At 67.2% G+C, this 25,387-nt stretch carries 23 protein-coding genes; 15 read left to right on the top strand and 8 right to left on the bottom strand.

What is annotated here, in order from left to right; all coding sequences use genetic code 11:
• The first annotated feature begins 101 nt into the window (after nt 1–101).
• The 11 genes from galE to ACEN9P_RS18990 all read left to right on the top strand — a co-directional run bounded on the left by galE (nt 102) and on the right by ACEN9P_RS18990 (nt 12,423).
• Nucleotides 102–1,217 (top strand): UDP-glucose 4-epimerase GalE, encoded by a 1,116-nt coding sequence (gene galE / locus ACEN9P_RS19040; RefSeq protein ID WP_477660896.1) that lies wholly within the window; start codon nt 102–104, stop codon nt 1,215–1,217.
• A 158-nt stretch (nt 1,218–1,375) separates the two neighbouring features.
• On the top strand, nt 1,376–1,708 hold the full coding sequence (locus ACEN9P_RS19035) for a hypothetical protein (protein WP_495620150.1): 333 nt from the start codon (nt 1,376–1,378) through the stop codon (nt 1,706–1,708).
• A gap of 2 nt (nt 1,709–1,710) precedes the next feature.
• A complete protein-coding gene (locus ACEN9P_RS19030) occupies nt 1,711–3,237 on the top strand; it encodes a lipopolysaccharide biosynthesis protein (protein WP_495620149.1) in 1,527 nt (508 codons plus the stop codon).
• 17 nt (nt 3,238–3,254) lie between these two features.
• The gene (locus ACEN9P_RS19025) at nt 3,255–4,766 is read left to right on the top strand and encodes an O-antigen ligase family protein (protein ID WP_495620148.1); all 1,512 of its coding nucleotides are present in this window, start codon (nt 3,255–3,257) and stop codon (nt 4,764–4,766) included.
• Between the two features lie 4 nt (nt 4,767–4,770).
• Nucleotides 4,771–5,742, top strand: a complete 972-nt coding sequence (locus tag ACEN9P_RS19020; RefSeq protein WP_495620147.1) for a glycosyltransferase family 2 protein — start codon at nt 4,771–4,773, stop codon at nt 5,740–5,742.
• Between the two features lie 3 nt (nt 5,743–5,745).
• Complete coding sequence (locus tag ACEN9P_RS19015; protein WP_495620146.1) at nt 5,746–6,834, top strand: glycosyltransferase family 2 protein; 1,089 nt, start codon at nt 5,746–5,748, stop codon at nt 6,832–6,834.
• A complete protein-coding gene (locus ACEN9P_RS19010; protein ID WP_495620145.1) occupies nt 6,831–7,907 on the top strand; it encodes an acyltransferase family protein in 1,077 nt (358 codons plus the stop codon). Before ACEN9P_RS19015 ends, ACEN9P_RS19010 begins: the two co-directional genes overlap by 4 nt.
• A 7-nt stretch (nt 7,908–7,914) precedes the next feature.
• Nucleotides 7,915–9,099 (top strand): glycosyltransferase family 4 protein, encoded by a 1,185-nt coding sequence (locus ACEN9P_RS19005; protein WP_495620144.1) that lies wholly within the window; start codon nt 7,915–7,917, stop codon nt 9,097–9,099.
• Entirely contained in the window at nt 9,096–10,787 is a 1,692-nt protein-coding gene (locus ACEN9P_RS19000) for an FAD-dependent oxidoreductase (protein ID WP_477660888.1), read from the top strand. Before ACEN9P_RS19005 ends, ACEN9P_RS19000 begins: the two co-directional genes overlap by 4 nt.
• Nucleotides 10,784–11,791 carry an NAD-dependent epimerase/dehydratase family protein gene (locus ACEN9P_RS18995; RefSeq protein WP_477660887.1) on the top strand — a complete coding sequence of 336 codons (1,008 nt, stop codon included), beginning with the start codon at nt 10,784–10,786 and terminating at the stop codon, nt 11,789–11,791. Before ACEN9P_RS19000 ends, ACEN9P_RS18995 begins: the two co-directional genes overlap by 4 nt.
• The gene (locus tag ACEN9P_RS18990) at nt 11,779–12,423 is read left to right on the top strand and encodes a serine O-acetyltransferase (protein ID WP_477660886.1); all 645 of its coding nucleotides are present in this window, start codon (nt 11,779–11,781) and stop codon (nt 12,421–12,423) included. Before ACEN9P_RS18995 ends, ACEN9P_RS18990 begins: the two co-directional genes overlap by 13 nt.
• Here ACEN9P_RS18990 and ACEN9P_RS18985 read toward each other — a convergent pair.
• Nucleotides 12,410–13,177: a WecB/TagA/CpsF family glycosyltransferase gene (locus tag ACEN9P_RS18985; RefSeq protein ID WP_477660885.1), complete on the bottom strand. Its 768-nt coding sequence runs from the start codon at nt 13,175–13,177 to the stop codon at nt 12,410–12,412. The two genes, ACEN9P_RS18990 and ACEN9P_RS18985, sit on opposite strands and share 14 nt — an antisense overlap.
• 44 nt (nt 13,178–13,221) lie before the next feature.
• Here ACEN9P_RS18985 and ACEN9P_RS18980 point away from each other — a divergent pair, with 44 nt between their 5' ends.
• Nucleotides 13,222–13,635 (top strand): VanZ family protein, encoded by a 414-nt coding sequence (locus ACEN9P_RS18980; protein ID WP_495620143.1) that lies wholly within the window; start codon nt 13,222–13,224, stop codon nt 13,633–13,635.
• Here the strand turns inward: ACEN9P_RS18980 and epsG are convergent.
• The 6 genes from epsG to epsA form a co-directional block, all read right to left on the bottom strand.
• The gene (epsG, locus tag ACEN9P_RS18975; protein WP_477660883.1) at nt 13,622–14,536 is read right to left on the bottom strand and encodes a chain length determinant protein tyrosine kinase EpsG; all 915 of its coding nucleotides are present in this window, start codon (nt 14,534–14,536) and stop codon (nt 13,622–13,624) included. The two genes, ACEN9P_RS18980 and epsG, sit on opposite strands and share 14 nt — an antisense overlap.
• A 2-nt stretch (nt 14,537–14,538) precedes the next feature.
• Nucleotides 14,539–15,936: a chain length determinant protein EpsF gene (gene epsF, locus ACEN9P_RS18970; RefSeq protein WP_495620142.1), complete on the bottom strand. Its 1,398-nt coding sequence runs from the start codon at nt 15,934–15,936 to the stop codon at nt 14,539–14,541.
• A 19-nt stretch (nt 15,937–15,955) separates the two neighbouring features.
• Nucleotides 15,956–16,858 carry a polysaccharide export protein EpsE gene (gene epsE / locus ACEN9P_RS18965; protein ID WP_495620141.1) on the bottom strand — a complete coding sequence of 301 codons (903 nt, stop codon included), beginning with the start codon at nt 16,856–16,858 and terminating at the stop codon, nt 15,956–15,958.
• Between the two features lie 66 nt (nt 16,859–16,924).
• On the bottom strand, nt 16,925–18,127 hold the full coding sequence (gene epsL, locus ACEN9P_RS18960) for an XrtB/PEP-CTERM-associated polysaccharide biosynthesis outer membrane protein EpsL (RefSeq protein WP_477660880.1): 1,203 nt from the start codon (nt 18,125–18,127) through the stop codon (nt 16,925–16,927).
• 129 nt (nt 18,128–18,256) lie between these two features.
• Nucleotides 18,257–19,684, bottom strand: a complete 1,428-nt coding sequence (locus ACEN9P_RS18955; RefSeq protein ID WP_477660879.1) for an undecaprenyl-phosphate glucose phosphotransferase — start codon at nt 19,682–19,684, stop codon at nt 18,257–18,259.
• Nucleotides 19,677–20,459, bottom strand: coding sequence for an XrtB/PEP-CTERM-associated transcriptional regulator EpsA (epsA, locus tag ACEN9P_RS18950; RefSeq protein ID WP_495620140.1), 783 nt, complete (start codon nt 20,457–20,459; stop codon nt 19,677–19,679). Before epsA ends, ACEN9P_RS18955 begins: the two co-directional genes overlap by 8 nt.
• Nucleotides 20,460–20,894: 435 nt before the next feature.
• On the opposite strand from epsA, the gene ACEN9P_RS18945 reads away from it, so the two are divergent.
• From ACEN9P_RS18945 to ACEN9P_RS18935, 3 genes are all read left to right on the top strand, one after another.
• Nucleotides 20,895–21,890 carry an acyltransferase family protein gene (locus ACEN9P_RS18945; RefSeq protein ID WP_495620139.1) on the top strand — a complete coding sequence of 332 codons (996 nt, stop codon included), beginning with the start codon at nt 20,895–20,897 and terminating at the stop codon, nt 21,888–21,890.
• Between the two features lie 101 nt (nt 21,891–21,991).
• A complete protein-coding gene (locus tag ACEN9P_RS18940) occupies nt 21,992–23,299 on the top strand; it encodes a TAXI family TRAP transporter solute-binding subunit (RefSeq protein ID WP_495620138.1) in 1,308 nt (435 codons plus the stop codon).
• Nucleotides 23,300–23,304: 5 nt separating this feature from the next.
• A complete protein-coding gene (locus ACEN9P_RS18935; protein WP_495620137.1) occupies nt 23,305–24,603 on the top strand; it encodes a TAXI family TRAP transporter solute-binding subunit in 1,299 nt (432 codons plus the stop codon).
• A gap of 191 nt (nt 24,604–24,794) precedes the next feature.
• Here the strand turns inward: ACEN9P_RS18935 and ACEN9P_RS18930 are convergent, their stop codons facing one another.
• Entirely contained in the window at nt 24,795–25,283 is a 489-nt protein-coding gene (locus ACEN9P_RS18930) for a hypothetical protein (RefSeq protein WP_495620136.1), read from the bottom strand.
• Between the last annotated feature and the right edge of the window lie 104 nt (nt 25,284–25,387).

The following is a 25,387-nucleotide window of genomic DNA, read 5'->3' as shown; positions in this document are numbered from 1 at the left end:
CGGGACGTGGCCGCGCCCCTTCACCGGCCGCCACGCCGCCGTGTTCCAGCTTTTTTTGCCGCATCCGCCCGCTGCCCGGCAGCTTCTTAGCCCATTGATCCATGACAGAAAACACCCCCAGCGTGCTGCTGACCGGCGGCGCCGGTTATATCGGAAGCCACACTTTTGTGGCCCTGGTGGAGGCCGGCTACCAACCGGTCATCCTTGACGATTTCTCGAACAGCCACCCCGCGGTGCTGCACCGGCTGGCGCAGCTGACGGGCCGGCGTGTGCCTTGTGAAAAAGGCAATGTGCTGGACACCGCTTTTGTGGCGGAGGTGCTGCGGCGCCACCACTGCGTTGCCGCCGTGCACTTCGCCGGCGTCAAGGCCGTCGGTGAAAGCGTGCAGCAGCCCCTCATGTACTACCGCAACAACGTGAGCGGCCTCGTGAGCCTGCTCGAGGCCATGGCCGGCACCGCCGCCTGCCGGTCCGTGGTGTTTTCTTCCAGCGCCACGGTCTACGGCAACCCGGCCAGTGTGCCGATTGATGAAGGTTTTCCCTGCGCGCCCGAAAGCCCGTATGCCCAGAGCAAGCTGATGTGTGAAAACATCCTGGCCTCGCTGCGCGCCTCGGACCCTTCATGGCGCACCGGCGTGCTGCGCTACTTCAACCCGGTGGGCGCGCACCCCAGCGGCCTGATCGGCGAAGACCCCAGCGGCATTCCCAACAACCTGATGCCCTTTGTGACCCAGGTCGCCGTAGGCAAACGCGCGCGGCTGCAGGTCTTCGGCAGCGACTATCCGACCCCCGACGGCACCGGCGTGCGCGACTACCTGCATGTGTGCGACCTGGCCGACGGCCATGTGGCCGCCGTGCAGGCCCTGCTGGCCACAGGCGAAAGCTTCACCCTCAACCTGGGCACCGGCCAGGGCACCAGCGTGCTGGGTGTGGTGCGCGCCTTCGAGCGCGCCAGCGGCCGGCCCATCCCGTTTGAATTCGCGCCGCGGCGCGCGGGCGACGTGGCGCAATATTTCGCCGACGTGTCGCTGGCCCGCGGCGTCCTGGGCTGGCGCGCCACGCGCGGCATTGAAGAGATGTGCCGCGACGCGTGGCACTGGCAGCAGCGCAACCCCGACGGCTACCGGACCCAGGCGCCGGACAGCACAGCCATGCATATGCCAACGCCTGCGCGCAATAGCCCGAACGGCCCCCTGCGACCAGTGGTCAGCGCCTGATTCGTCTTGACACAAAACCGGCACCGAATGAGGACAAGACACATCTGCTTTCACCAGCACAAACCAGGCCATGGGCCGTTCGGACTATTGCCGATTGCTGCACTGCACAACACACTCATCCTCTGCCAATTTTCTGCTTTTGACAGAGAGGAAATTCAATGTTCAAAGCTCTGATGACCGCCGTTCTGGCCGCCTGGATGGCCTCCGCATCGGCCTACTCCGACTCTTCCGACCAGCCACCGCAACAAACTCTTGCCGGCAAGGCCGGCGCCGCGAAAAACACGCCCATGAAACTGCAGGCCGGCGCCGACACGGTCAAGGTGCGCGCGGTCTATAGCCCCGACATACGCCCGAATCCGCCGCAGGCTTTCGCGGCCGACGATGAGGCCGGCGTGGGCGAGTCCGGCTGGCGCTCCTACGGCATGCTGCTGGCGACGCTGGTGTTGATGGCCGTGATCGCCGTGCGGCGCTACAAGGCGGGAAGGCCCTGAGCATGAGCGGACTCGGCCGGCCCGGCGTCGCGGCGGTCAAATGGAGTGCGGCCTCCACGGTCGCGCGCTTCGCGCTGCAGCTGATGGCCCAGGTCGTCCTGGCGCGCACGCTGGGCCCGGAGATCTTCGGTATCTTCGCCATCGGCATGGTGGTGCTGACCTTCGCCACCTTTGTGTCCGGCTTCGGTTTCAGCTGGAGCCTGCTGCAGCGCGAGACCCTCAGCGACGAGGACGTGCGCTTTGCCTGGACCTGGCAGCTCATCGTGGGCCTGGCGACCACGCTGGCCGTCTACCTGCTGGCGCCCTTGCTGGCCGCCTATTTCCGCGAGCCGCGCGCGCAGGCCGTCATTGAATGGCTGTCGCTGGCCTGCCTGCTGGGCGCCGCCGCCCAGCCGGCCACCTATTTGCTGCAGCGCGACCTCAACTTCCGCGCGGTGGGCCTGGTGCAGGTGGGCAGCTATGCGGCCGGTTATATCGCGGTCGGCCTGCCGATGGCACTGATGGGCCACGGCGAAGCCTCGCTGGTGGCGGCCTGGCTGGTCCAGGTGGCCGTACAGCTGGCGGCCAGCTACGCGCTCAAACCCCATGCGGTGCGTCCGCTGCTCTGGTATGCCGATGCGCGCGCAGCCGTAGGCACCGGGCACACCGTGTTCTTCACCAACATCGTCAACTGGGTGCTCAACAACCTGGACCGCGTGCTGATAGGGCGCCTGCTCAACGCGCAGGCCCTGGGCCTGTACAACGTGGCCTACAACCTGGCCACCATGCCCAACACCTTGTTGCTGGGCGCGCTGCAGCCGGCTTTCCTCGCGGCGGGCGCGCGCCTGCAAAACGACAAACCCCGCCTGGGCCGCGCCTACCTGCAGATGCTGGCCACCATCGTGGTGCTGGGCCTGCCGGCCTTTGTGGCGCTGGCCTTTGTCTCGCGCGACATCGTGCGCGTGCTTTACGGGCCGGCCTGGAGCGACGCGGCCTGGGTGCTGGGCACGCTGTTCCTGTGCATGCCGGCCTATGTCATCTGGGGTTTGTCGACGCCGGTGCTCTGGAACACCGGGCGCAAGCACTACGAGTTCCTGCTGCAGTTGCCGCTGCTGGCCATCGGCGCGCTGGGCTTTTACCTGCTGGCCGGCCAGGGCATCCACGTGGCCGCGGCCGTGGCCGGCGGGCTGCTGGTGCTGCGCGCGGCCCTTGTCGCCACGGCAGCCTTTCGCGCGCTGGACCTGCGCGCCACGGCCCTGCTGCCGGACGCCTTGCGCGGCCTGCTGCTGAGCGCGCTCTGCGCCGCGGGGGCGCTGGGCGCGCAGCATGCCGTGGCGAGGTTTGACATGGCCCTGCTGTCGCTGGCGGCCGGCGCGCTGGCAGCCGGCCTGCTGCCAGGGCTCTTGCTGCTGCTGCGGCCGCAACTGCTGGGACCAGACGCCTCCGACATGGTGATCCGCTTCGTGCCCGGCCTCGCGAATTTCCTGCGCCGCCCCGCGGCCGCGCCGGCTTCCGCCCTGCCCGTGGCGCTGGGCGAACAGCGCCCCTGACGAAGGAACACCCTCACATGGACCAACCCGTCGTCATTGCAGTCCTCGTCGCCGGCGCCATCCTGGCGGCGCTCACGGCGGCGCTGGGCATGGCGGGCGCGGTCCACGTGACCTCGCGCCGCGCGCACGGCTACATGCACCTCATCTTCTACGCCATCCTGCTGATGGTGGCCCTGGCCAACCTGGTCTCGGGCCGCGACCTTTCCAGCAGCAACATGAAGTTCGACGAAGTCGTCGTGGTGGTGCGCCATCCGCTGGTCTCGCTGATGCAGCCCCTGGCCTCACTGCTGCTGCTCACGCTGGCCGGCGAACGCCTGATCACACACTGGATACGCCGCGACAAATCCGCGCAGGCACCTGCCGCGCTGCCGGTGGCCTTCCTGACCTTCTGGCTCTGTACCGTGGCCGCGCCGGCCCTGCTGGGCGCGCACCCGCAGCTGTCGCACGACTATGTGTACCCGCTGGTCATAGGCTTCGCGGCAGTGCTGGCCACCGCCACCGAACGCGACCTGGCCTTCGGCGCGGCGCGCAATGCCCTGCTGCTCTTCATCACCGCCGGCCTGCTGCTGCTGCCCTTCAAGCCCAGCCTGGTGCTGGACGCTTCCTACACCCAGGGCCTGCTGCCCGGCGTGCCGCGGCTGGCGGGCCTGGCACCGCACGCCGTGTCGCTGGGCATGCTGGCGCAGCTGGGCCTCTTGTGCCTGCTCGCGCGCCCCTTGCAGCGCGCCTGGCTCAATCGCGCGGCCTGGACCATGGGCCTGGGCGTGCTCTTTCTCGCGCAGTCCAAGACGGCGTGGATTTCGTTTGTGCTGTGCTCGGCCTGCATCCTGGCCGTGCGCCAGGGGCCGCGCTTCATGCGCCGCGTGGGCGACCCGGTACGGCCCGAGTTCGGCATCGTCGCGCTGCTGGCCTTTATGGCCGCCGTCGTGGGCCTGGCCGCCCTGCTGATGTTCGGCGAGGTCGACGCGCGCCTGAGCAGCTTCTTCGACAGCGCCCAGGGCGCGCAGCTGGCATCCATGACGGGGCGCGACCAGATCTGGGCCATTGCCTATGACGAATGGCAGCGCAACCCGGTGTTCGGCTATGGGCCGACCCTGTGGGACGCGAGCTTTCGCGAAGCCATAGGCATGCCCAACGCGACCCACGCGCACAACCAGTTCATGGACACGCTGTCGCGCTCGGGAAGCGTGGGCGCGGCGGCGCTGCTGCTGTACGCACTGGTGCTGCTGGTGCTGTCGCTGCGTTATGCCCGCGCCAGCGGCGGCCTCACGCTGGCCTTGTTCGTGGCGCTGGCGCTGCGCGCCATCAGCGAAGTACCGCTGCTGCTTTTCGGCTACGGCCCCGAACTCATCGCCCACGTGCTGCTGCTGATGGCGCTGGCCGCCGCCGGGCGCGAGGCCCGCGAACGCAAACGCAGCCTGGCCAAGGCGCCGACGGCCATGCCCCGCGTCGAGCCGACCTTTGCCCGGGACCGCAGAAACCCCAGAGACCCCAAAAATCCCCTGGCCGCCGCGCGGCTCCATCCCTGACACCATGAAATTTTCCATCGTCATTCCGCTTTACAACAAGGCGCCCTATATCAGCGGCACCCTCGCATCGGTGCTGGCGCAGACCTTCACCGACTTTGAAGCCATCGTGGTCGACGACGGCTCCACCGACGGCGGCGCCGAGCTCGTGAGCTTTATCACCGACCCGCGCGTGCGCCTGGTGCGCCAGGCCAATGCCGGCGTCTCGGCGGCGCGCAACCACGGCATCGCGCTGGCGCGCGGCGAATGGGTGGCCTTTCTCGATGCCGACGACTGGCACCACCCGGACTACCTCGAGACACTGGCATGGGTGCAGGCGCGCTGCCCCGGCGCCGACACCGTGGCCAGCGACTACCTGCCGGTGCCCGACACCCTGGACATGTGGCCGCCGCGCTGGCCCGAGATGCCGCGCGCGCCCGTCATCGAGCGGATCACCGACCTGCCGCGGCGCTGGATGGCCTCGCCCACGCTGTGCACCAGCGCCGTCTCGGTGCGGCGCGCGCGGCTGCTGCGCATGCAGCCCTGCTTTCCGCCCGGCGAGTCGCATGGCGAGGACCTGGACCTGTGGTTCCGCCTGGCCGAGCAGGCGCCGGTCGCGCTGGTCCACGCGCCGCTGATGGCCTACCGGCTGGCCGTCGAAGGCAGCCTCAGCAGCGGCCATGCGCCGCTGGCCATGCCGCCCTTCCTGCAGCGCATGGAGCAGCGCGCGCTGGCCGGCGCCATGCCGCCCGCGCGGCGCGGGTCCGCGCTGTGGCTGGTGGCCCAGTACCAGCTCACGCTGGCGCGCCAGGCCCTGGCCGCCGGCAGCCGCCGCGAAGGCTGGGCCTGGCTGCTGAAGGCGCGCCGCGCGGCCGGCGGAAAACGCTGGTGGCTGACGGCCGCCATGGCGCTTTTCATGCCGGGCCCGCTGGTCAGGAACTGGCAGCGCTGGCGTGTGCGCCGCACCGTGCACGCGGCCAGCCCCATGGAGGCGGGATAAACCATGAACCCGATACCGTTTGGCAAGACGCCCGAAGCGCCGCGGCCGGCGCCGCCGCCCCCACCCGCTGCGCGCCCCTGCCGTGTCTCCGTGATCATCAAGGCGCTCAATGAGGAGCAGCGCATAGAGGCGACCGTGGAAAGCGCGCTGCGCGCGGTCGCGGCTGTGGGCGGCGAGGTGATCCTCGCGGACTCGTACTCCAGCGACCGCACGGTGGAGCTGGCCAGCGCCTACCCGATACGCATCGTCCAGCTGGCCAACCCCGAGGAGCGCTGCTGCGGCGCGGGGCCGCAGCTGGGCTACCAGCATTCGCGCGGCGAGTTCGTCTACATCCTGGACGGCGACATGCAGATGCGCGAAGGCTTTCTCGAGCAGGCCCTGGCCTTCCTGGATGCGCATGCCGACGTGGCCGGCGTGGGCGGCCGCGTGGTGGAGCAGAACACCGAGAGCCTTGAGTACATGGCGCGCGGCGAGCGCGCGTCGCCGCACCTGCAGCCCGGCCCGGTGGACAGGCTGGACGGCGGCGGGCTGTACCGGCGCAGCGGCATCGAGGCGGCCGGCTATTTTTCCGACCGCAACCTGCACAGCTATGAAGAGTTCGACCTGGCGATACGGCTGCGCGCGCTGGGTTGGCGCCTGTGGCGCCTGCCGGTCGACGCGGCCAACCATTGGGGCCACGATGCGCCGCCCTACCGCCTGCTGGTGCGGCGCTGGCGTACGCGCTACATCTGCGGGCTGGGCGAGCTGGTGCGTGCCGCGGCCGGCCAGCCGCGCCTGCCGCTGGCGCTGCAGGGCCTGCGCGAGCTGCGCCTCTACCTCGCGGTGCTGGGCTGGTGGGCGGTGCTGGCCAGCACCCCGCTGTGGCCGCTGCCGGCCAGCGTGCGCCTGGCATTGTTCTGCGCCATTGCCAGCGCGCCCGTGCTGCTGATGACCTGGCGCAAGCGTTCGGCCACCAAGGCGATATATGCCGTGGTGTCCTGGTGCTTTAACGCCGCCGGCCTGCTGCGCGGCCTGCTGCGGCCCCAGCGCCCCGCGCGCGAGGCCATCGCCAGCCGCGTGCTCAAGGAACCGGCGCAGGAGGCCATCCCTTGAAGGGCGAGACACGGCAATTCACCGGCGTGCAGGTGCTGCGCTTTGCCGCGGCCATGCTGGTCGTGGTGATGCACATCACCCAGGCGATTTCCATGCACATCAGCGGCACCGGGCCGCGCCACTACTGGGAGGCCGGCTCCGCCGGGGTGGACATCTTTTTTGTGATCAGCGGCTTCGTGATGGCCATGTCGACCGCTTCGCTGCCGTCGGACGGGCCCGCACGTATCAGTGCGGCCTGGGTGTTCATGCGCAGGCGCCTCATCCGGATCGCGCCGCTCTACTGGTTTTACACCCTGCTCAAGGTGGCCCTGCTGCTGGCCATGCCGGCGTTGGCCGCGCGTTCCTCGGTGGAGCCCGGCCACCTCGCGGCCTCACTGCTGTTCATCCCCACCATGAGCCCCTGGGGCCTGGTGCAGCCCACACTGCCGGTCGGCTGGACGCTGAATTTTGAAATGCTGTTTTATGCGGTGTTCGCCGTGGCCATTGCCCTGGGTGCGCCGCGCATACGCTTTTGCCTGGCGGCCTTTGGGCTGGTGTTCGCAGCGGGCTACCTGCTGCCGGACTCGGTGGCGCTCAATTTTTATGCGCAGACCCTGGTGTTCGAGTTCATCCTCGGCGTCTGCATCGCCCACGCCTATTTGCATTTCCGGCGCCCGGGGCCGATAGCCGGCCTGGTGGTGATGGCGGCGGGCGCGCTGTACATGTTCGCGCCCGACTGGGGCCACTCGGCCGACCGCTTCGCCACCTGGGGCTGCGGCGCCGCACTCATCGTGCTGGGCGCCGTCTGGCTGGAACCCTGGACGGTGCGCGCGCCGCTGGCTTCGCGCCTGTCCTTCCTGGGTGATGCCTCGTATTCGATTTACCTGTCGCACACCTTTGTGGTGCCGGCCGGCGTGCAGGCCCTCAAGCGCCTGGGCGTGCAGGACAGCCTGGCCGTCGTGCTGGCCGTGGGCCTGGCCGTGGTGGTGGCGGGCTGCCTCTCCTACGTCTGGCTGGAACGGCCCATGACCTCCTTCTTCAAGCGCGCCCTGTTCGGCGCGCCCAAGCTCTCTTACCAAACTCCCGGAAAGTAACCCTCCCATGCGAAGTGAATCGCTGCCGCGCAGCGCCATACGCGAACGCGAAGGCCGCTACATCTACATCGCCTGTCCCTGGACGCCGCTGGGCGGCGGCATGTTCAAGGTGGCCGATTACCTGATACAGGCCCAGGCTTCCTCGGCCGCCATCGCCTCGGCCGACGCGGCCGAACTCCGGCCGCTGGACACGCGCGGCGGCGCCAACGCCTTGTACTCCTTCTGGGTGCTGGCCACCGCGCTGGCGCGCATCGCGCGCGGCCGCTTCAGCGGCCGGCTGGCCGGCGTGCATGTCAACATGGCCGAGCGTTTAAGCCTGTTCCGCAAGGGCGCCGTCATCGCCGCCTGCCGCGCCCTGGGCGTGCCGGTGGTGCTGCACCTGCACGCCGCGCAACTGCACCATTTCTACCATTCGCTGCCGCGCCCGCTGCGGGCGCTGACGCGCTGGGTGTTCTCGCTGCCGGCCAGCGTTGTGGTGCTGGGCTCGACCGCGCGGCGCTTTGTCATCGAAGAGCTGGGCGTGGCGCCGGACCGCGTGGACATCGTCATCAACGGCGTGCCCGAACCCACCCATGCGCGCCGCGCCGCCAGCGAAAGCGCCACGCAGCGCGTGCTCTTCCTGGGGAACCTGTCGGAGCGCAAGGGCGTGTCCGACCTGATGCAGGCGCTGGCCCTGCCCGGCTTTGACACGGCCCGCCTCGAGGTGACCCTGGCCGGCGGCGGCGACGTGCACGGCTACGAAACCAAATCCAGGGAGCTGGGCATCAACGGCTTTGTACGTTTTGCCGGGTGGTCGGACCAGCAACAGGCAGCCAGGATGATGGCGCGCACCGACGTGCTGGTCCTGCCCTCTTACGACGAAGGCCTGCCGCTGGTGATCCTGGAAGCGCTGGCCAACGGCGTCGCGGTGGTGTGCAGCCCCGTCGGTGAAATACCCTCGGTGCTCAGCGACGGCGTCAATGCCTCATTTGTACAGCCCGGCGATGTGGCCGGCATCGCGGCCGGCCTGCAGCATGTGCTGCGGGACGGCGAATTGCGCGCGGCGCTGGAGCGAAACGGCCGGGCGCTTTATGAACAGCAGTTTTCCATCGCGCATTTTTTCAGCAGCGTGGCGCATATCCACCAGCGCGATTTCGGCGTGGCCGGCCGGCCGCTGCGCGCCGCCGCGGTTTCACAGGACGGCAAAGCATGATCCGGGACGCCGACAGCATTCCCAACGGCAGCCGGCTGGAGGCCGATGTCTGCGTGGTCGGCGGCGGCCCGGCCGGCATCGCGCTGGCGCTTTCGCTGAGCGACCAGGGGCATGCCGTGCTGCTGCTGGAGTCCGGCCGGCTGCAGGCGCATGCGCCCACGCAAGACCTCTATGAAGGCGAAGTGGCCGACGAACAGCTGCACAGCCCGCCCGGCAAATACCGGCAGCGGCGGCTGGGCGGCTCCTCGGCGATCTGGGGCGGGCGCTGCATGCCTTTCGACCCGATCGACTTTGAAACCCGCGCCCACATCCCGCACAGCGGCTGGCCGATCTCGTATGAAGACCTGCTGCCCTGGTACCCGCGCGCCAACGCACTGGCCGAGGCCGGGCGCTTTCTCTATGACGCGGCCCAGGCCTTGGAGCCGGGGACCGGCCCGCTGATTGCCGGCTTCGACAGTGAGCGCGTGCTGAGCAACGGGCTGGAGCGTTTTTCCTGCCCCACACACTTCGGCAGCCGCTATGCCAGGCGGCTGGCGCTGGCGCCCACACTCGAGGTGCTGCTGGGCGCCAATTGCACCGCATTGCGGCTGCAGGCCGACGGCCAGGCATTGCGCGAGCTCGAGGTACGCACGCTGGCCGGCACACAGTTCACCGTCGCCGCGAAAAACACGGTGCTGGCCGCGGGCGGGCTGGAAACCGCGCGCCTGCTGCTGGCCTCGCGCGACGTGGCGCCGCAAGGCGTGGGCAATGCGCATGACGTGGTGGGGCGCTATTACATGTGCCACATCGCCGGCAATGTCGGCACGCTGACGGTGCACGGCCCCACCAGCGACGTGCGCCACGGCTATGAAATCTCGCCCGAAGGCATTTACTGCCGGCGTCGCCTCTCGGTCGCCGCCGGCGAGCAGCGGCGCCTGGGCCTGGCCAATGCGGTGGCGCGCCTGCACTTTCCGCGCATCACCGACCCGGCGCACCGCAGCGGCGTGCTGTCGGGGCTGTTCCTGGCGCGCAAGCTGATCAGCTACGAATACAGCAAGCGCCTGAAAGACGGCGCGCCGCCGACGGCCGGTGTCTACGCGCGCCACCTGCTCAACGTCATGGCCGACCCGCTGGACACCACAGCCTTCCTGTCGCACTGGTTGATGAAGCGCACCCTGGCCGAGCGCAAATTCCCCTCGGTGATCCTGCGCAACCGCAGCAACCGCTTCAGCCTGGAAGTGCATGGCGAACAGATCCCCCAGGCCCACAGCCGGATCACGCTGGCCAGCGGCGTCGATGCGCTGGGCATGCCGCGCCTGAAGGTCGACTGGCGCTACAGCCGCGCCGACATCGACTCCCTGGGCGCCAGCCTGGACGTGATGGCCGAGGAGTTCGCGCGCAGCGGCAAGGCCCGCTTCGACTACAAGCCCCACACCCTGGAAGAGGACCTGATGCGTTTCGGCGCCTACGGCGGCCACCACATCGGCACGGCGCGCATGGGCACGGACCCGCGCAGCAGCGTGGTCGACGCCGACTGCCGCGTGCATTCGGTGCGCAACCTGTTTGTCGCCGGCAGCGCGGTGTTCCCGACCTCCAGCCAGGCCAACCCGACGCTGACGCTGATCGCGCTGTCGCTGCGGCTGGGCGACTTCCTGTCGCGGCAGCTGCGCGCCGAGCGCTCTCCCCTGCAAATGAAGGAGGCCGCATGAAAGTGCTGGTACTGGGCGCTTCCGGCCACATAGGCGCGCGCCTGCTCGAGATGCTGCAGGCCACTCACTGGGCCGCGGCCACGGGCGCATCCAGGCGCATGAAAAACACCGCGAGCTGGCTGGAACTCGACAGCCGCGACCCGCGCCAGCTGGTCCAGGCCTTGAAAGGCTTTGATGCCGTGGTCAACTGCGTGGCAGGCGATGCGGCCTCGATTGCCGACGGCGCGCGCGCTCTGGTGCAGGCCGCGCTGCAGGCCGACTGCCCGCGCATCGTGCACCTGAGCACCATGTCGGTCTACGGCCCCGCCGAGGGCCTTGTGCGCGAAGACGCGCCGCTGGATCCGACTCTGGGCTGGTACGGCCAGGCCAAATGCGAGGCCGAGGCCGCCATGCACGACTTTGTGCGGCACGGCGGCGAGGCCGTGATGCTGCGGCCCGGCTGCGTTTACGGCCCCGGCAGCCAGCTGTGGGTCGGCCGCATAGGCCGCTGGCTGCAGGCCGGGCGCCTGGGCGACCTGGGCATCGCGGGCGACGGATGGGCCAACCTGGTCCATGTCGACGATGTCTGCCAGGCCCTGCTGCTGGCGCTGCGGCTGCCCGCGGCCCAGGGCAAGATACCGGTGTTCAACCTGGCGGCGCCCGACAGCCCGCGCTGGAACGATTATTTTGTGGACCTGGCCCTGGCGATCCAGGCCACACCCGTGCGCCGCCTGGGCAGCCGCCGGCTCCAGCTGGACGCCTGGCTTTGCGGCCCGCCGCTCAAGGCCGCCGAGCGGGCGCTGAAACTGCTGGGCAGCCCCGGCATAAAGCTGCCCGATGCCCTGCCGCCCGGCCTGCTGGGCCTGTGGTCGCAGCAAATACACCTGGACACCCAGGCGGCCAGCCACCGGCTCGGTGTGCAGTGGACACCTTATGCCGACGGGCTGCGCGATTCGGCCGCATGGTTTACGGCGCCCGCCGGCGCCGGCCAAGCCACCCTGGACAAAATCATATGCACGCCCTGAAAGCCGACACCCACCGAAAGTTTGGGTACACCGCCCCCCGCCTCGCGCTCAAAGGCGCGCTGCCGGACCCGGCGTTTCGTGTGCTCGTGTGCCTGCGCCTGTGCCAGGCCGCCGACAAGCTTGCGCCCCCTTGGCGCGGGCTGGCCGTGTGGCCCGCGCGCCTGCTCTACCGGCTGGTGAGCCAGCTGGCCGGCATGGAGATCCCCTGGCGCACGCAGATCGCACCGGGGCTGGCGCTCACGCATGGGCGCGGCATCGTCGTCAACGCCGGGGCGCGCATAGGCCGCAACGTCACGCTGTTCCACGGCGTCACGCTGGGCCAGCGCGACCATATCGACGCGCAGGGCCGCCGGCACACGCTGTACCCGGTGATAGAGGACGAGGTCTGGATAGGGCCGCATGCCATCATCGTGGGCGGCGTCACCGTAGGCAAGGGCAGCCGCATTGCCGGCGGCGCCTACGTCTTCGAGGACGTGCCGCCTTATTGCGTGGTGCTGGGCAACCCGGGGCAGATCGTCAGGCGCGACTGCACGCCCGATGTGCAGAACCGCTACTGCGAGGAAGACACTCCTGCGGCGCAGGCCAGCCATTCGGCGGCAACCGCCGCCGACACCGGCATCAACGCCGGTTGAGAGAAGCCAGCCGCAACGCCCGCGTGAGAAACAGCGGGTTGCCGATCACATAACGCTGGAACAGCCGGCGCGGCTCCAGCGCCAGGCGATACAGCCATTCCACCCCGGCCTTGCGCATCCACAGCGGCGCGCGCGGTGTCTTGCCGCCCAGGAAATCGATGATGGCGCCGCCGCAGACGATGAGACAGGGAAAGTCCAGCACCTGGCGCAGCTGGGCCGCGACCTCTTCCTGCCGCGGCATGCCCATGCCCAGCACGATCAGCGCCGGCCGGTGCGTGGCCGCCAGCAGGCAATAGGTGCCCGCGTCGAGAAAGCCGTTGGCGCGTGTGAGCGTGCTGTGCGGCGCGAGCTCCTCGCGCACGCGCTGCGCGGCTTTTTCGAGCCAGGGCTCGCGCGTGCCGAAAAGCGCGATGCCGCGGCCGTCAAAAGCGCGCACCAGCCGGGGGATCAGGTCGGTGCCGTTGAGGTTGAGGCCGGGCTCCATGCGCAGCAGCTTGAACAGCGTCGCCATGCCCGAGCCGTCCCTGAGCACCCTGTCGGCCGAGCGCATGGCCTCAAAAAACGGCGTCGACACCGCCATGGAATTCATCGCGTGCGCATTCGCGAAAGCCAGCACCGTTGGCACGCGGGGCTGGCTCAGCTCGGACAGCAAGGCCTGGCCTTGGTCCGGGCTTTGCACGCGCTCGATTTTCGCCAGCAGCAGCGCCCAGCGCAGGCGCCAGTCGGCGGGATTGCCGGTGGAGGGATTCAGCATGGGTTTCCCCGCTTTCGGGACTGCGGCATGAGAAAATCGGGCCCATGGCCAAAGCAATGTCCCTTGAGAATTTCCAGCGCGGCATCCGCATCGCCGCGACGCTGGCGCTCGCCATGAGTGCCGCGGTGCTCTATGTGGGCGGCGCCCAGCCGGTGGCCGTGGGCTTGTTTCCCGCGCCCTGGGACAAGCTGGCGCATTTGCTGACTTTTGCCGTGGTCGGCATGGCCGCGGGCCTGGCCGGCGGCATGCGCGGCTGGCACATGGCCATCTGTTGCCTCGCGGGCGCACTGCTGGTCGGCGGCATGGACGAGGTGCACCAGATGTACTTGCCGGGCCGCTCCGCGAGCTGGGCCGACCTGGCCGCCGATGCGGCGGGCGGATTGCTGGGTGCGGCGGTGCTGGCCGTGCTGCACCGCCTCTCGGGCGGCCACCTTACGCATCGCCTCAAGCATCGTTAAGCACCGAGCCCACCAGGGCCACGCCGAATTCACGCAGGCTGTGCGTGAAGCGCGTCATCTGCGGCAGCGAGCTGGTGTTCTGCCGCGCCACCACCAATGCGGCGCCCGCGCGCACCGCCACCGTATGGGCGTCGGCGCATTCGCTGGCGGGGGGCGTGTCGATGATGATGATGTCGAAGTCCTGGCCCAGCGCCTGCAGCAGCCTGGAAAACTCCTGCCGGCCCAGCAGCTCCTGCGGATTCGGCGGAATCACACCGGCCGGCAGCACCGACAGATCCTGCAGCGCCGCGACGCTGACCACGGCCTCCAGCCCGGCACGGCCGGCCAGCATGTCCGACAGGCCCGCGCCCTTGCCGAGGTTGAACAGCAGGTGCTGGCGCGGCGCCCGCATGTCGGCATCGACCAGCAGGGTGCGCAGGCCCAGTTGCGAAAACACAATCGCCAGGTTGGCCGAGATATAGCTGCGCCCTTCCCGGGAGCCGGCGCTCACGATGGCCAGGCCGCGGCGGTCCGGGCCGGTGTCGAACCAGCGCAGCATCAGCTGGCTGCGCAGCGCCCGCAGCTGCTCTACCGGCTGGCTGTTGGGATGGTGGGCCGCCACCAGTTCACGGCTTAAATTGCTTTCGCGGGCCAGGTAGGGATAGTCGAACTGCACCGACAGCGCGTAGCGCACATCGTCATCGGTCAGCAGCCCCAGCGCCTTGCCGGAATCACCGAAGCGCGCGCCGCGGTCCTTCTGGAAATGCACGATGCGCTCGGCGTCCAGCGGCGAGAGCCGCCCGGCATCGACCAGGATGGCGCCTATGGACCGGCCCGAGCCGGTGGCCGGCTTGCTGGGCACGGTCAGGGGAACGGGGCGCACCACCGCCTGGTTGCCGTTTCTGTTCATGTTGATGCTCATGCTCATCCTCCCAAACCGAGCGCCAGCCGGCGCGGACCGCTGAGCCGGGTGTTGCCCGTGCTCGAAGAAATGCTGGCCAGCACCGGCAGCTCCAGCATCTGCACCAGGTCCTCGGCGGAGCGCACGCGGCGGTTGGCGAGCTCCAGCAGCAAGGCGCAGGCGATACCCAGCAGGGTGCCGCCGAAAGCAGCAATCAGCAGGTTGACCAGCAGCCTCGGGCTGGACGGGTTGACGGGCGCCGTCGCGACGTTGAGGCGCACCACATTGGTCTGGTTGGTCAAACTCTGCAGGCGCGTCTGCGAAGCGCTCTGGCTCACGGTTTCATAAGCGCGCTGGGCCGACTCGACGTCGCGGCGGTAGACGTTGAGTTCGTCGCGCTGCTTGTTCAGGGCCAGCACACGCGCTTTCTGCGCGCTGACCGCGCCCTGCAGTTCGCGTTCACGGTCCTTGCCGACGCGGTAGGTAGTTTCGATGGAGGCATTGATGCGCGCGGTCTCGCTGGCCAGCCGGCTCTTGAGGGCGGCCAGCTCGGATTCGGCGCGCTGGCGCTCGGGATGGTTCTCGCCCAGGCGCACGCTGATTTCCTGCACCTTGGCCTCCTGCCGCGCCACGTCGGCCTTCAGGCCGTTGATCAGCGGGCTTTGCATCACCTCGGCGACGGTGTCGCCGCGCGAGCCGCGCTTGCTCTGGCTGTCGGTGGTGTCGCCCTGCACCGTGGTGAGCTGGGACGATATCTCCGCCAGCTTGGTGGTTTCATAGTCCACCCGCTCGTCGCTGCTGACGATGCCGGCTTTCTGCTGGTAGTCGGACAGGCGCGCCTGGGCTTCCTCCAGCTTGGCGCGCGAGGCCTTGGTCTGCTCGTCAAACCATTCCGCGTAAATGCGCGCGGGTTCGGTCTTCAGCGCCAGGTTGATGTCCAGGTAGGCCTGGGCAAAGGCGTTGGCCACGCTCGCGGCTTCTTCGGCGTCGCTGCCTTTGTAGGTGATGTTGATCACATTGCTTTCGCGCGCGGGCCGCACGTCCAGGCGCTTTTGCAGCGAATCGGCGAGCCAGCCTTCCAGCGTGCCGCGGCCTTCCGTCGCCTCCATCCAGCGCTCCTTGGTGCGCGGGTTTTCGTCGAGCTTGAGCATCTTCACCACGCGCTGGGCCACGCGGTCGCCGCCAATGATGTCGACCTGCGTGGCCATGTAGCTGGGCGCCACCAGACCCTGTATGGGCGCGCTGCCGGCCCCGGCCACCGGGTCGGGCGAGCGCACGTCGACCAGCACGGCGGTCTGCGCCGTGTATTTTTTCGGCAGCACCAGGCTGACCGCCAGCGCCGCGGAGATCGCCAGCAGGATGATCAGCAGCGCCACCTTGTAGCGGGCGCGCAGTATCAGTAAAAATTGATGGAGTGTCATGGCTTTCCAGTCATGGCTGTTAGAAAAGGCTTTCGCGGACGTAGATCACGTCCTCGGGGCGAACCAGGTCGTTGAGGTTGGGCGTGGTTTCCACGACCTTGCCCGAGGCGTCGCGGCGGTGCAGCTTCAGGCGGTTTTGGCTGCCGCGCACGGTCGGGCCGCCGCCCTGGGCCAGCGCCTGCATGACCGTCATGCCGCGCTCGATGCGGTAGGGGCCGGGGCGCTGCGCCTCGCCGTAGATGTAGAACATGGGCGCCTTGTTGACGTACAGGGTGTCCCCGCCCGCCAGCACGATGTCATCGTCGGATTTCGCGTTGAGGAACAGCGCCGGGATGTCTATCACCTTGCGAAACGGCTTGCCGTCGCGCTGGCCGGTGACGATCAGTTCGTCGTCGCCGGTCGGGGTGGTGCCGCCGGCGGCGGCCAGCATGTCGCTGACGCGGGTGTTGAAGGTCTCCAGCGGGAAACGGCCGGGCCGGCTCACCTGGCCCAGCACCGCCACCTGGTTGCCGCGCACCTGGCGCAGCACGATGTTGACCTGCGGCACCTTGACGAAGCCGCCGCTACGCAGCGCATCGGCGATCTTCTTTTCAGCCTCGGCAATCGTCAGCCCGCCGAGCTGCACGCTGCCCACCAGCGGGTAGCTGATCACGCCGCTTTCGGAAACGCGCGCGTCGATGGACAAATCGGGACTCTGGTAGACCTGCACGCCGATGGCGTCGCCGGCGCCCAGCCGGTAGTCCTGGCTGCTCGGCAAGGCGGCCGTGGCCGCCACCGAAGCGGGCGCGACCGGCGCCGTCGTTGCAGCGGCCTGCACCGAAGGAGGAGCGGACGGCTGTGCGGTCGTCTGGGCCGGCGGGGTTTGCGCCCACAGCGGCGCGGTGGCCAGGCACAAAAGCGTTGCCAGGAAATATCGGGTCATGGGTTTCAAATTCAGCAGGTTCATCTTGTCGCCTTTAGGGAAAGCAGGGATTCAGGTAAGGCCTGCTCAAAAGCTCGCGTCGGCCGACAGGCCGAAGGAATTGCTCTTGTAGTCAAAGCCCGGCTCGTTGGACTTGCGCCTGTCGCTTTGCACCGACGCCGTCAGCTTGAGCGCGCGCATGGCCTGCCATTCGAGGGCCAGGGACACCAGGTCGGTGGTGTCGCGGCGGCCGCTGGCGGCAAAGCCCGGCAGCGGCCCCTTGAAGTCGCGCGCGCCGTGGTCGTAACGCAGGCGCACCGCGGTTTTTTCGGTGGGCTTCCAGGTCGGTGCGACAAAGAAGCGCCAGCCTTCGTAGTAACTCGATGTGTTGGTCTGGTAACTGGCCAGTTCACGCACCAGGCCGCCGGCCAGCGTGCTCTTGGGCGTGATGGCCCAGGCCGCGTCAAGCTGGCCGGTCACGCCGGAAAAGTCCCGCGCCCCCACGCCGTCGTGCTCGCGATCCAGGTACGCGACCTTGGCGCGCAGCGTGGTCTTGGCACTGGGTGCCCAGTCAAGGCGGAACTCATGCTCGCGGTCGGTGAAGTTGCCGGCGATCCCCGGCGCCAGGAAGCGGCCCGGGTACTCGCCCTTGCCTTCCCGGAAGCGGTAGGCCATGGAGGTGCCCGACGGGTAGACATAACGCACGCCGGCCTCGGCACCGTGGATTTTGGAATCGGCCTCGAAGGTGTTGGGCTGGCTGTTGGAGCTGGTGCGCTCGAACAGGCCGCCCACCACGCGCCAGGCGCCGTCGAGTTCGTACTCGGCATCAAATATGGTGGAGCGGTTGGTGCGGCGGTTGATCTGCCCCGCGCCCTGCACGTCGGCATAGGTGTCGACATACTCGCGCCTGTCGCTGGTCAGGTTGCCGTGCAGGGCCGGCGTGAAGCTCCAGCGCCAGGCGGCCGCGTAGTTGACCGCCGTGAAGTCCAGGTAGGAAAAACGGCTGTAGCGGTGGTCCTCGATATTCGCGTCGAACTCGAAACGCTGCAGCCCGTAGGGCTTGTTGATCTTGAAGCCCGCCGTGGTCACCGCCACGTTGTCGTCGCGCTCAGGCCTGCCGAGCACGGCCTGCGTGTTGGCGGAATCGGGCAGCCGGAACACATTGCTGTCATGCGTCACGCTTTGCCCCAGCCGGAACTGCAGCGTGTCCAGGTCGTCAGCCTGCGCGGCCAGGGGAAACAGGCCCAGCAGCAACAAGGGAATCGGGAGGAGTTTTTGAGGGTGCTTCAAGGGCGGGTCTCCGCGGAAGGATGAAAAAAAGATACTGAGTACATGCTTGGGTGGCGATAGTCCGTTTGCCCTAATGGCAGCACTGCATAGGCAGCCTGATGAACGGGTGGATGCCATCTCCTTTCATTCTTAATAAGCCGCGCCATCCTTGAAGACCAGGCGAATGGTTTTCAGGATGATGAAAAAGTCCAGCTGCAGCGACCAGTTGCGCAGGTAGTCCAGGTCGCAGTCGATGCGCGACTGCATCTTGTCCAGCGTGTCGGTTTCGCCGCGCTGGCCGTTGACCTGGGCCCAGCCCGTGATGCCGGGCCTGACCTTGTGGCGCACCATATAGCCCTTGATGAGCGAGCGGTACATCTCGTTGTGCGCCACGGCGTGCGGGCGCGGGCCGACGATGCTCATGCGGCCTTGCAGCACGTTGATGAACTGCGGCAGCTCGTCAAGCGAGGTCTTGCGCAGGATAGCGCCCAGGCGGGTGACCCGCATGTCGTTCTTGCTGGCCTGGCGTATGGTTCCGCCGTCCTCGGTGACGGCCATGGAGCGGAATTTGTAGACCAGGATCTGCTCGCCGTCCAGGCCGTAGCGGCGCTGCTTGAAAATCACCGGCCCCGGCGAGTCCAGCTTCACCAGCAGGGCAATGACCAGCATGACGGGGAAGATCAGCAGCAGGATCAGCAGCGACAGCACAACATCGCTGGCGCGCTTGAGGAAACCGTGGACGCCGCGAAACGGCGTGTCGCAGACCGAGATCACCGTGACGCCGCACACCGTGTCGCTGCGGCCCTGGATCAGGTCGGTGATGAACATGTCGGGCACAAAATAGATCGAGGCGGTGGTGTCCTTGAGCCCGTCCAGAACCTGCAGGATGCGCGGGCGCGAGGCCATGGGCAGCGACAGGTAGATGAACTGGATGCGGTGCTGTTTGACGTAGGCCGGCAGGTCGTCGATCTTTCCGACCAGCCGGTGTTCGTCCTGCGCTTCCCTGCGGTCTTCGCCGCGGTCGTCGAAAAAGCCTTTGAGCTCTATGCCCGAGTAGGCCGAACCGGCGATGTTGCGGGCCAATGAAACGCCCTGCTCGTTCATGCCGACGATCACCGCGCCGCGCGGCGGCCCCTGCAGTTTCAGCAGCTGCGGCGCCGCCGCCCTGAGGGCCAGGTGCGCGCCGGCCTGGGCCGCGGGCGCGACCCACAGCCAGTGGCTCAGCACGGTCATGGAAAACTTGTGGAAGTACTCCGTCACATAGCCGGTCAGCAGCAGCAGGCCGGCTATCCATATCCAGTGAAAGGCGATTTTCGAGAACACCTTCCACACCGGCAGGCGCAGCTGCGAGCTGCCCGGAAAGGTCAGCGAGAACACGATGACGGACAGGATCAGGTAGGCGGGCCGCACCGAGCCCTCGAAATAAAACGCCAGCGCCCACAGCGAAAACACCAGTACCAGCGGGTCCAGCCCGGCTTCGACGGCGGTGAACAAATGGCTGCGGCCCAGCCCCATGGAACGGGGTTCGCGCTGGTTGAGCCAGGCGGACGCGGAATTGAGCTGGTTTGCCTCAGCCATATATGCCTACCCTTGTCACTTTGGAAACCGCCTGCGCGCGGTTGAAGACGTTGAGCTTCTGGAAGATGCGCTGCATGTGGTTCTTCACGGTGAAGCCGCTGATGTTCAGAATGGCGCCTATCTCGGAATTGGTTTTGCCCATGGCCACCCAGGCCATGATCTGGGTCTCGCGCTCGCTGAGGCCGCTGGCGTCCTCGGCCGGGCCGCGCATGGCGGCAAGGCGGCGCTGCTGCGGCAGCGGTGCCATCTGGCGCAAGGCGGCATCCACGCCGGGCATCAGCACGCGCAGGGCCGTGCTGCAAGGCTCGGCCGGGATGTCATCCGCGCTCATGAACACATAGAGGCACTCCTGCTGCGCCCTTTCGTCCTGCAGGCCGTGGATCAGCACCGAGCGCATGCCGCGCAGGCTGCCCGGGAAGGAGCCCGGCAAGCTCGCCTGGCCCAGCAGGTATTCAAATTCGCTGAAGTCCAGCCGGCAGGGCTGGCGCTCGGCGGCCAGCCAGCGCTCATGGAACTTGCCTAATAGAAAGGGCAGCCCGTCCGTGCCCGCGGCATAGGAGCGCGCACCTGGCAGGCTGGAGACGACGTCGTGTTGCAGGACACCCTGCTGGAAATCGCCCCAGCCCGCGAGCAGGATGTCGTGGGGGAGGCATTGCTGCATGTCGCCCTGAAGCCAGGCCAGCAGTTCAGCATGCCGCGTGACGGCCGTGCCTTGCACGAGCAGTGCCGCATAGCGCGCGGAATCTTCGCTTGAAAGCGGAGTGTGAAAATTCATTTCCGGATGTCACTTCCTGTGTTTGTCCCGCGAAATCGCCAAGTGACGGCGCTGCGGAAACAGCTGATTGAGGATCGAACACATCTGCGGGAGACGCCATGCGCCAAGCGAGACAGTTGATGTAGGAGATAAACCCAGTTTAGGGTTTTCCCGGTTGATTCATTTGACAGAAGAGCTGCGCATTCGTTGCAACAACGTAACAGCTGTGCGCTGGATGTTGGATGCCGCGCAAAACGATACTGCTTGCAACAGTTTGCTTTTTTGCGGACCCGAAGTTGCAGCCTTGCTTGATTACGCTCCAAGCATCTCCCCGCATTGATCTCATTGATCTATTCGTCATTCGACGCTTCAACGCGCACGCGCGGCCCGCGACCCGGGTGGCGGGATCTCATGCAGCATGAATAAAGGAACCCGCATCCGATGACCGGCCAAAAAATGAAACGCAGTCTTGAGGTGGACACCTTGAGGGGCATTGCCTGTGTCCTGCTGGTCCTGTTTCATGTGGTGGGGGACACCCCCAGCGTCGGATTGAGGATTCCGGAAGGCCACTGGCTGCAGGTCTTCAATGAAGCGCTGGCCTATATCCGCATGCCGCTGTTCTCTTTTATCTCGGGCTATGTCTACGGTTTTCGCCCCTACCAGGGCAATGCCCCGGGTTTTATCAAGGGCAAGGTGCGCAGGCTGCTGCTCCCGCTGATCACGGTCGGGACCATTTTTGCCGTCGTGCAGGCGCTCACGCCGGGCGCCAACAACGCCGTGGACCGCTGGTGGCTGCTGCACATCGTGCCGGTGGGGCACTTCTGGTTCCTGGAAGCGCTGTTCATCGTCTTCCTGGTGGTGGTCTTGCTGGAGCACCTGAAGGCACTGTCGACGCCGGCCGGCTTCGCGCTGGTGTGGGCGCTGAGCGCGGTGCTGTTCGACTACTTCAGCCCGCCGAATTATTTTGCCGCCCAGGGCGCCGTCTACCTGCTGCCTTTTTTCCTCGCGGGGCTGGCCTGCAAACGCTTCGAGATCAGCGGCCCGGCCGCGCGCGGCATCGCGGCGGCCGTCTTCATCTGCGCCGCGACCGCGGCCATGCTGCTGCCGCAGTATTCAGAACAAGGCAACTCCCTGGCCGCGCTGGGACTCGGTGTGTGCAGCGCCTTTTTGCTTCTGCGCAGCGGCTGGAGCTCACCTCGCCTCGCCTATGTCGGCTCCTATTCGTTCGCGATCTACCTGCTGCATGTGTTCTTCACCGCGGCAAGCCGCATTGCCCTGAAGAAGATGGGCGTCACGGATATCTATGTGCTGATGGTGGCGGGCCTGGCCGCAGGCCTGGCCGGGCCGATTGTGTCGGCGCTGCTCATCAGCCGCTCCCCCAGCCTCAATCTCTGGCTGCTGGGCACAACCGGCGGCGGGCCCAAAACCAAAGCAAAAGCAGCGCCGGCCTGAGACAGCCACCTGGTTGACGTCTTCGCGTTAGTCCGCCTGACAGCGGTAACACCTTTGCGCTATAAGGGTAACAACCTTTTACAGGACTATCCCCTGTGCGCATGGCGAAGTTGTACCAACGCAAGTGGCTGTGGATCCGGTTGCCCATGGCGCTTGCCGCCGCAGCCACGGCCACGGGCCTGTGGCTGTTCGTCTATCCCATGCCGCCCGCGCAGCTGAGCATCACCACGGCCGGCGCGGACGGCGCCTACTACCTGCACGCCCAGCGCTACGCCGAAAAATTCGCGGAGCACGGCATCACGCTCGAAATCCAGACCTCGGCCGGTTCGCAGCAAAACCTGGAGCGCCTTCGCCAGGCCGTGAATCCCTCGGACCTTGCCCTGATGCAGGGCGGCTTCGGCTACCTGGGCAGCTCGCTCGAAAGACGCGACCGCAGCCGCGTCGAAACCCTGGCCAATGTGGATGTGGAACCGGTGTGGGTTTTCACACGCGGCCGCGAAATCGATTCGCTCAACCAGCTGCAGGGCCTGCGCGTGGCCGTAGGCCCCGAAGGCAGCGGAACCCGCAAGGTGGCGCTCAAGCTGCTGGAGCAGGCGAGGATTGAGGCCGGGGACCTGACGCTCTCCCCGCTGACCAGCAGCCCCGCCGTCCAGGCCCTGCGGCAGGGAACGGTCGACGTCGTCTTCATCGTGGCGGCGCCCGAGTCCTTCGTGGTGCAAAACATGCTGAGCCTGCCGGGCATCCACATGGCGAACATCCGCAAGTCCGCCGCCATCACCGAGCGCAACCCCTACCTCGAGTCGCGCCTGCTGGCGCAGGGCACGCTGGATGCGCGGCTGCCGCCGCGCGACATCACGCTGCTGACCACCTCGGCCAGCCTGGTGGCGCGCGAGGGCCTGCACCCCGCCCTCAAGCGCCTGGCCATCGCGGTGGCCATGGACGTCCACGCCGGCGGCGGGCTGTTCCACCGCGCGGGCGATTTCCCCTCGCTGCGGCGCATCGACTTTCCCACCGCACCGCAGGCGCGCGAAACCCTGACGCACGGCCTGCCCTGGCTGGAGCGCGTGCTGCCCTTCTGGTGGGCCCAGGTCGCCGAGCGCATCCTGCTGATCGTGCTGCCGGTGGTGCTGCTGGCACTGTGGCTGATGCGGCTGGTGCCGGCCTACCTGCGCTGGGTGCTGGAAAGCCGGGTGAACCGCTGGTACGGCGAGCTCAAGTTCATTGAAAACGACCTGGGCCAGGAATCGCTCTCGGGGCTGGACCTGACACGCTTCCTGATACGCCTGAACGGCATCGACAAGGCCATGATGGCTTTTGCCACGCCCCGCGACCTGATGGCGCGCTGCTACACGCTGCACCAGCACATCGAGTTTGTGCGCCAGCGGCTGTACCGGATGAGGGGGCGATAGGGGCGATGAAACTGCTGCTGCTTTACCGCCGGCGCTGGTGGCTGTTCTACCTGCCGGTGCTGCTGTGCACGGCCCTGGCCCTGTGGTGGTCGGCGACCCAATGGAAAGTGCTGCCGCCCAGCGAGGTGCTCATAGGCGCGGGCTCGCCGCAGGACGGCTACTCCATGCTGGCGCAGCGTTATGCCGAGCAGCTCGAGCGCATGGGCGTGCGCGCCGAGCTGGTGTATTCGGACACGCAAAAAGGCTCGCTGGACAGGCTGGGCCGGCCGGGCGACGCCACCAGCATAGGTTTTGCCCAGGGCATTTACGCCAGTACCGACACCGGGGTGCAGGCGCTGGCCGTGGTGGGCCAGGAACCGGTGTGGATTTTCTCCACCACGGGCGGGCCTTTGTCGCTGGCGCAGGCCCGGGGCTTGCGCATCGCGGCGGGGCCGGCCTCGTCCTCCTCCTTCATGGCGGCCATGCTGATGCTGGCGCACGCCGGCGTGCGGCCCGCGGACGTGCAGTTCGACAGCAGCGCCGGCGTGGCGGCCGCCAATGCACTGATCGACGGCAAGGTCGATCTGGTGTTTCATGTCGCCGGTGACGACTCGCAGGCCGTGCAGCTGCTGACGCGCAGCAGCGGCATCCAGCTGCTGGGCGTCGAGCACGCCGGCGCACTGGCCGCCCAGAACCCGCGCCTGCAGCCGCTGCTGCTGCCGCAGGGCGCGATCGAGCTGCGCGGCGACATTCCGCCCAAAGACCTCACGCTGATGAGCCTGCAAACCCATTTGCTGGTGAGGCAGGACGTGCACCCGGCCCTGCAGCGCGCCCTGCTGGACGCGGCCATTGAAATCCACGAGATACCGAACTTCTTGCAGCGCCACGGCCAGTTCCCGAGTTTTCGCGGCAGCGACTTCCCGCTCTCGGCCGCGGCGCGCGGCTACAGCCTGGGCGCGCGCCCCTGGATGGAAACCCTGCTGCCCTACCGCACGGCCCAGTACGCGGAGCTGGTCTTCTACGCCATCCTGCCGCTGCTGGGCATCGCGCTGCTGATGCTGGCCTGGATCCCCAGGCTGTTCGACTGGCGCATCAGCTCCGCTTTGAACCATTTTTACGGCGACCTCAAATTCCTCGAAAGCGAGATCGATGAGGTCTCCGCCGACGACCCCGTGGCGCTGCGCCGGCTGCTGGAGCGGCTGGACAACATCGAACGCCAGGTGGTGTCGCTGGACCTGCCCGATGAATTTTCCGAGCGCTGGTACACCTTGCGCGAGCACCTGGCGGCGGCGAGCGACCGTCTGCTCAAGTTGAGGTCGCGGTAGTGCCTGTTACTGCCATGTTTATTTTCGCCCCTTCGGATGGTGATCTCGGCCCTGCGGGCCTAGTGGTGCTTACTCCTGTCTACTTGCTCGCCGTCCTCTTTTGGGCCCGCCGCAAAGGCGCTAAACAGGCCGGCGAAAAGCAAGGTGTACTGGTTCGGCGGTAAATGGATCGTCGATCAACCCTGAGAAAGCTAAAGCTTTCGCGCTCCAGCCTTAGCAAAACCTGCCAAACGAGACTTCACATCACCCGGACTTCCATCACCCCAGCGAGTAGTGATCATCAGGGTTCGGTCACCTTTCAATACCGTTACTCCGTACGCTTCCTTCTGGATATTCCACCAATATGCTTTTTCACCCATATCGGCCGCGAGGGTAAAGGTTATGTCAGCAGTACTCTTTGTGGCTTCAGAAAATTTCTTTTGCGCCATCGCTGCGTTTGGCGCCTGCACTAGCTGCACGATCAGACTGCTCCGGTTTGCGAAAAACACGCACGAGGAAATCTTGTCCCCCTCGTATACCTGAACATTGCGATTTGGGTTGTGCTGCTTAAGTTTCTCGCCGAGCACTCTCTCCGCTTCCGTTGCATTCATGAGGTCACAAGCAACCAACTCGGGTGCCGCTATAGCTGCAAGAGCATTCAGGCTCAACATCAAGGCAATCGGCACATAGTTGCTTTTCATTTCGCTCCTCCCTGTGTTTGTTATGAACGGATGTGGAATTTAAGGCTACGAGTTTCGCATGCGAAAACGAAACCAGCAATTACTTCGGCCCAGATATCTCGTTG

This window comes from Polaromonas sp. Polasp52, from assembly GCF_059491565.1.
Note: the sequence above shows the minus strand (reverse complement) of the source record. Positions and strands in the feature narration are given on the sequence as shown.

Bases quoted from the DNA above. Each gene is read 5' to 3' on its own strand.
- galE (WP_477660896.1), top strand. From the start codon at position 102: ATGACAGAAAACACCCCCAGCGTGCTGCTGACCGGCGGCGCCGGTTAT.
- ACEN9P_RS19035 (WP_495620150.1), top strand. From the start codon at position 1,376: ATGTTCAAAGCTCTGATGACCGCCGTTCTGGCCGCCTGGATGGCCTCC.
- ACEN9P_RS19030 (WP_495620149.1), top strand. From the start codon at position 1,711: ATGAGCGGACTCGGCCGGCCCGGCGTCGCGGCGGTCAAATGGAGTGCG.
- ACEN9P_RS19025 (WP_495620148.1), top strand. From the start codon at position 3,255: ATGGACCAACCCGTCGTCATTGCAGTCCTCGTCGCCGGCGCCATCCTG.
- ACEN9P_RS19020 (WP_495620147.1), top strand. From the start codon at position 4,771: ATGAAATTTTCCATCGTCATTCCGCTTTACAACAAGGCGCCCTATATC.
- ACEN9P_RS19015 (WP_495620146.1), top strand. From the start codon at position 5,746: ATGAACCCGATACCGTTTGGCAAGACGCCCGAAGCGCCGCGGCCGGCG.
- ACEN9P_RS19005 (WP_495620144.1), top strand. From the start codon at position 7,915: ATGCGAAGTGAATCGCTGCCGCGCAGCGCCATACGCGAACGCGAAGGC.
- ACEN9P_RS19000 (WP_477660888.1), top strand. From the start codon at position 9,096: ATGATCCGGGACGCCGACAGCATTCCCAACGGCAGCCGGCTGGAGGCC.
- ACEN9P_RS18995 (WP_477660887.1), top strand. From the start codon at position 10,784: ATGAAAGTGCTGGTACTGGGCGCTTCCGGCCACATAGGCGCGCGCCTG.
- ACEN9P_RS18990 (WP_477660886.1), top strand. From the start codon at position 11,779: ATGCACGCCCTGAAAGCCGACACCCACCGAAAGTTTGGGTACACCGCC.
- ACEN9P_RS18985 (WP_477660885.1), bottom strand. From the start codon at position 13,177: ATGCTGAATCCCTCCACCGGCAATCCCGCCGACTGGCGCCTGCGCTGG.
- ACEN9P_RS18980 (WP_495620143.1), top strand. From the start codon at position 13,222: ATGGCCAAAGCAATGTCCCTTGAGAATTTCCAGCGCGGCATCCGCATC.
- epsG (WP_477660883.1), bottom strand. From the start codon at position 14,536: ATGAGCATCAACATGAACAGAAACGGCAACCAGGCGGTGGTGCGCCCC.
- epsF (WP_495620142.1), bottom strand. From the start codon at position 15,936: ATGACACTCCATCAATTTTTACTGATACTGCGCGCCCGCTACAAGGTG.
- epsE (WP_495620141.1), bottom strand. From the start codon at position 16,858: ATGACCCGATATTTCCTGGCAACGCTTTTGTGCCTGGCCACCGCGCCG.
- ACEN9P_RS18955 (WP_477660879.1), bottom strand. From the start codon at position 19,684: ATGGCTGAGGCAAACCAGCTCAATTCCGCGTCCGCCTGGCTCAACCAG.
- epsA (WP_495620140.1), bottom strand. From the start codon at position 20,459: ATGAATTTTCACACTCCGCTTTCAAGCGAAGATTCCGCGCGCTATGCG.
- ACEN9P_RS18945 (WP_495620139.1), top strand. From the start codon at position 20,895: ATGAAACGCAGTCTTGAGGTGGACACCTTGAGGGGCATTGCCTGTGTC.
- ACEN9P_RS18940 (WP_495620138.1), top strand. From the start codon at position 21,992: ATGGCGAAGTTGTACCAACGCAAGTGGCTGTGGATCCGGTTGCCCATG.
- ACEN9P_RS18935 (WP_495620137.1), top strand. From the start codon at position 23,305: ATGAAACTGCTGCTGCTTTACCGCCGGCGCTGGTGGCTGTTCTACCTG.
- ACEN9P_RS18930 (WP_495620136.1), bottom strand. From the start codon at position 25,283: ATGAAAAGCAACTATGTGCCGATTGCCTTGATGTTGAGCCTGAATGCT.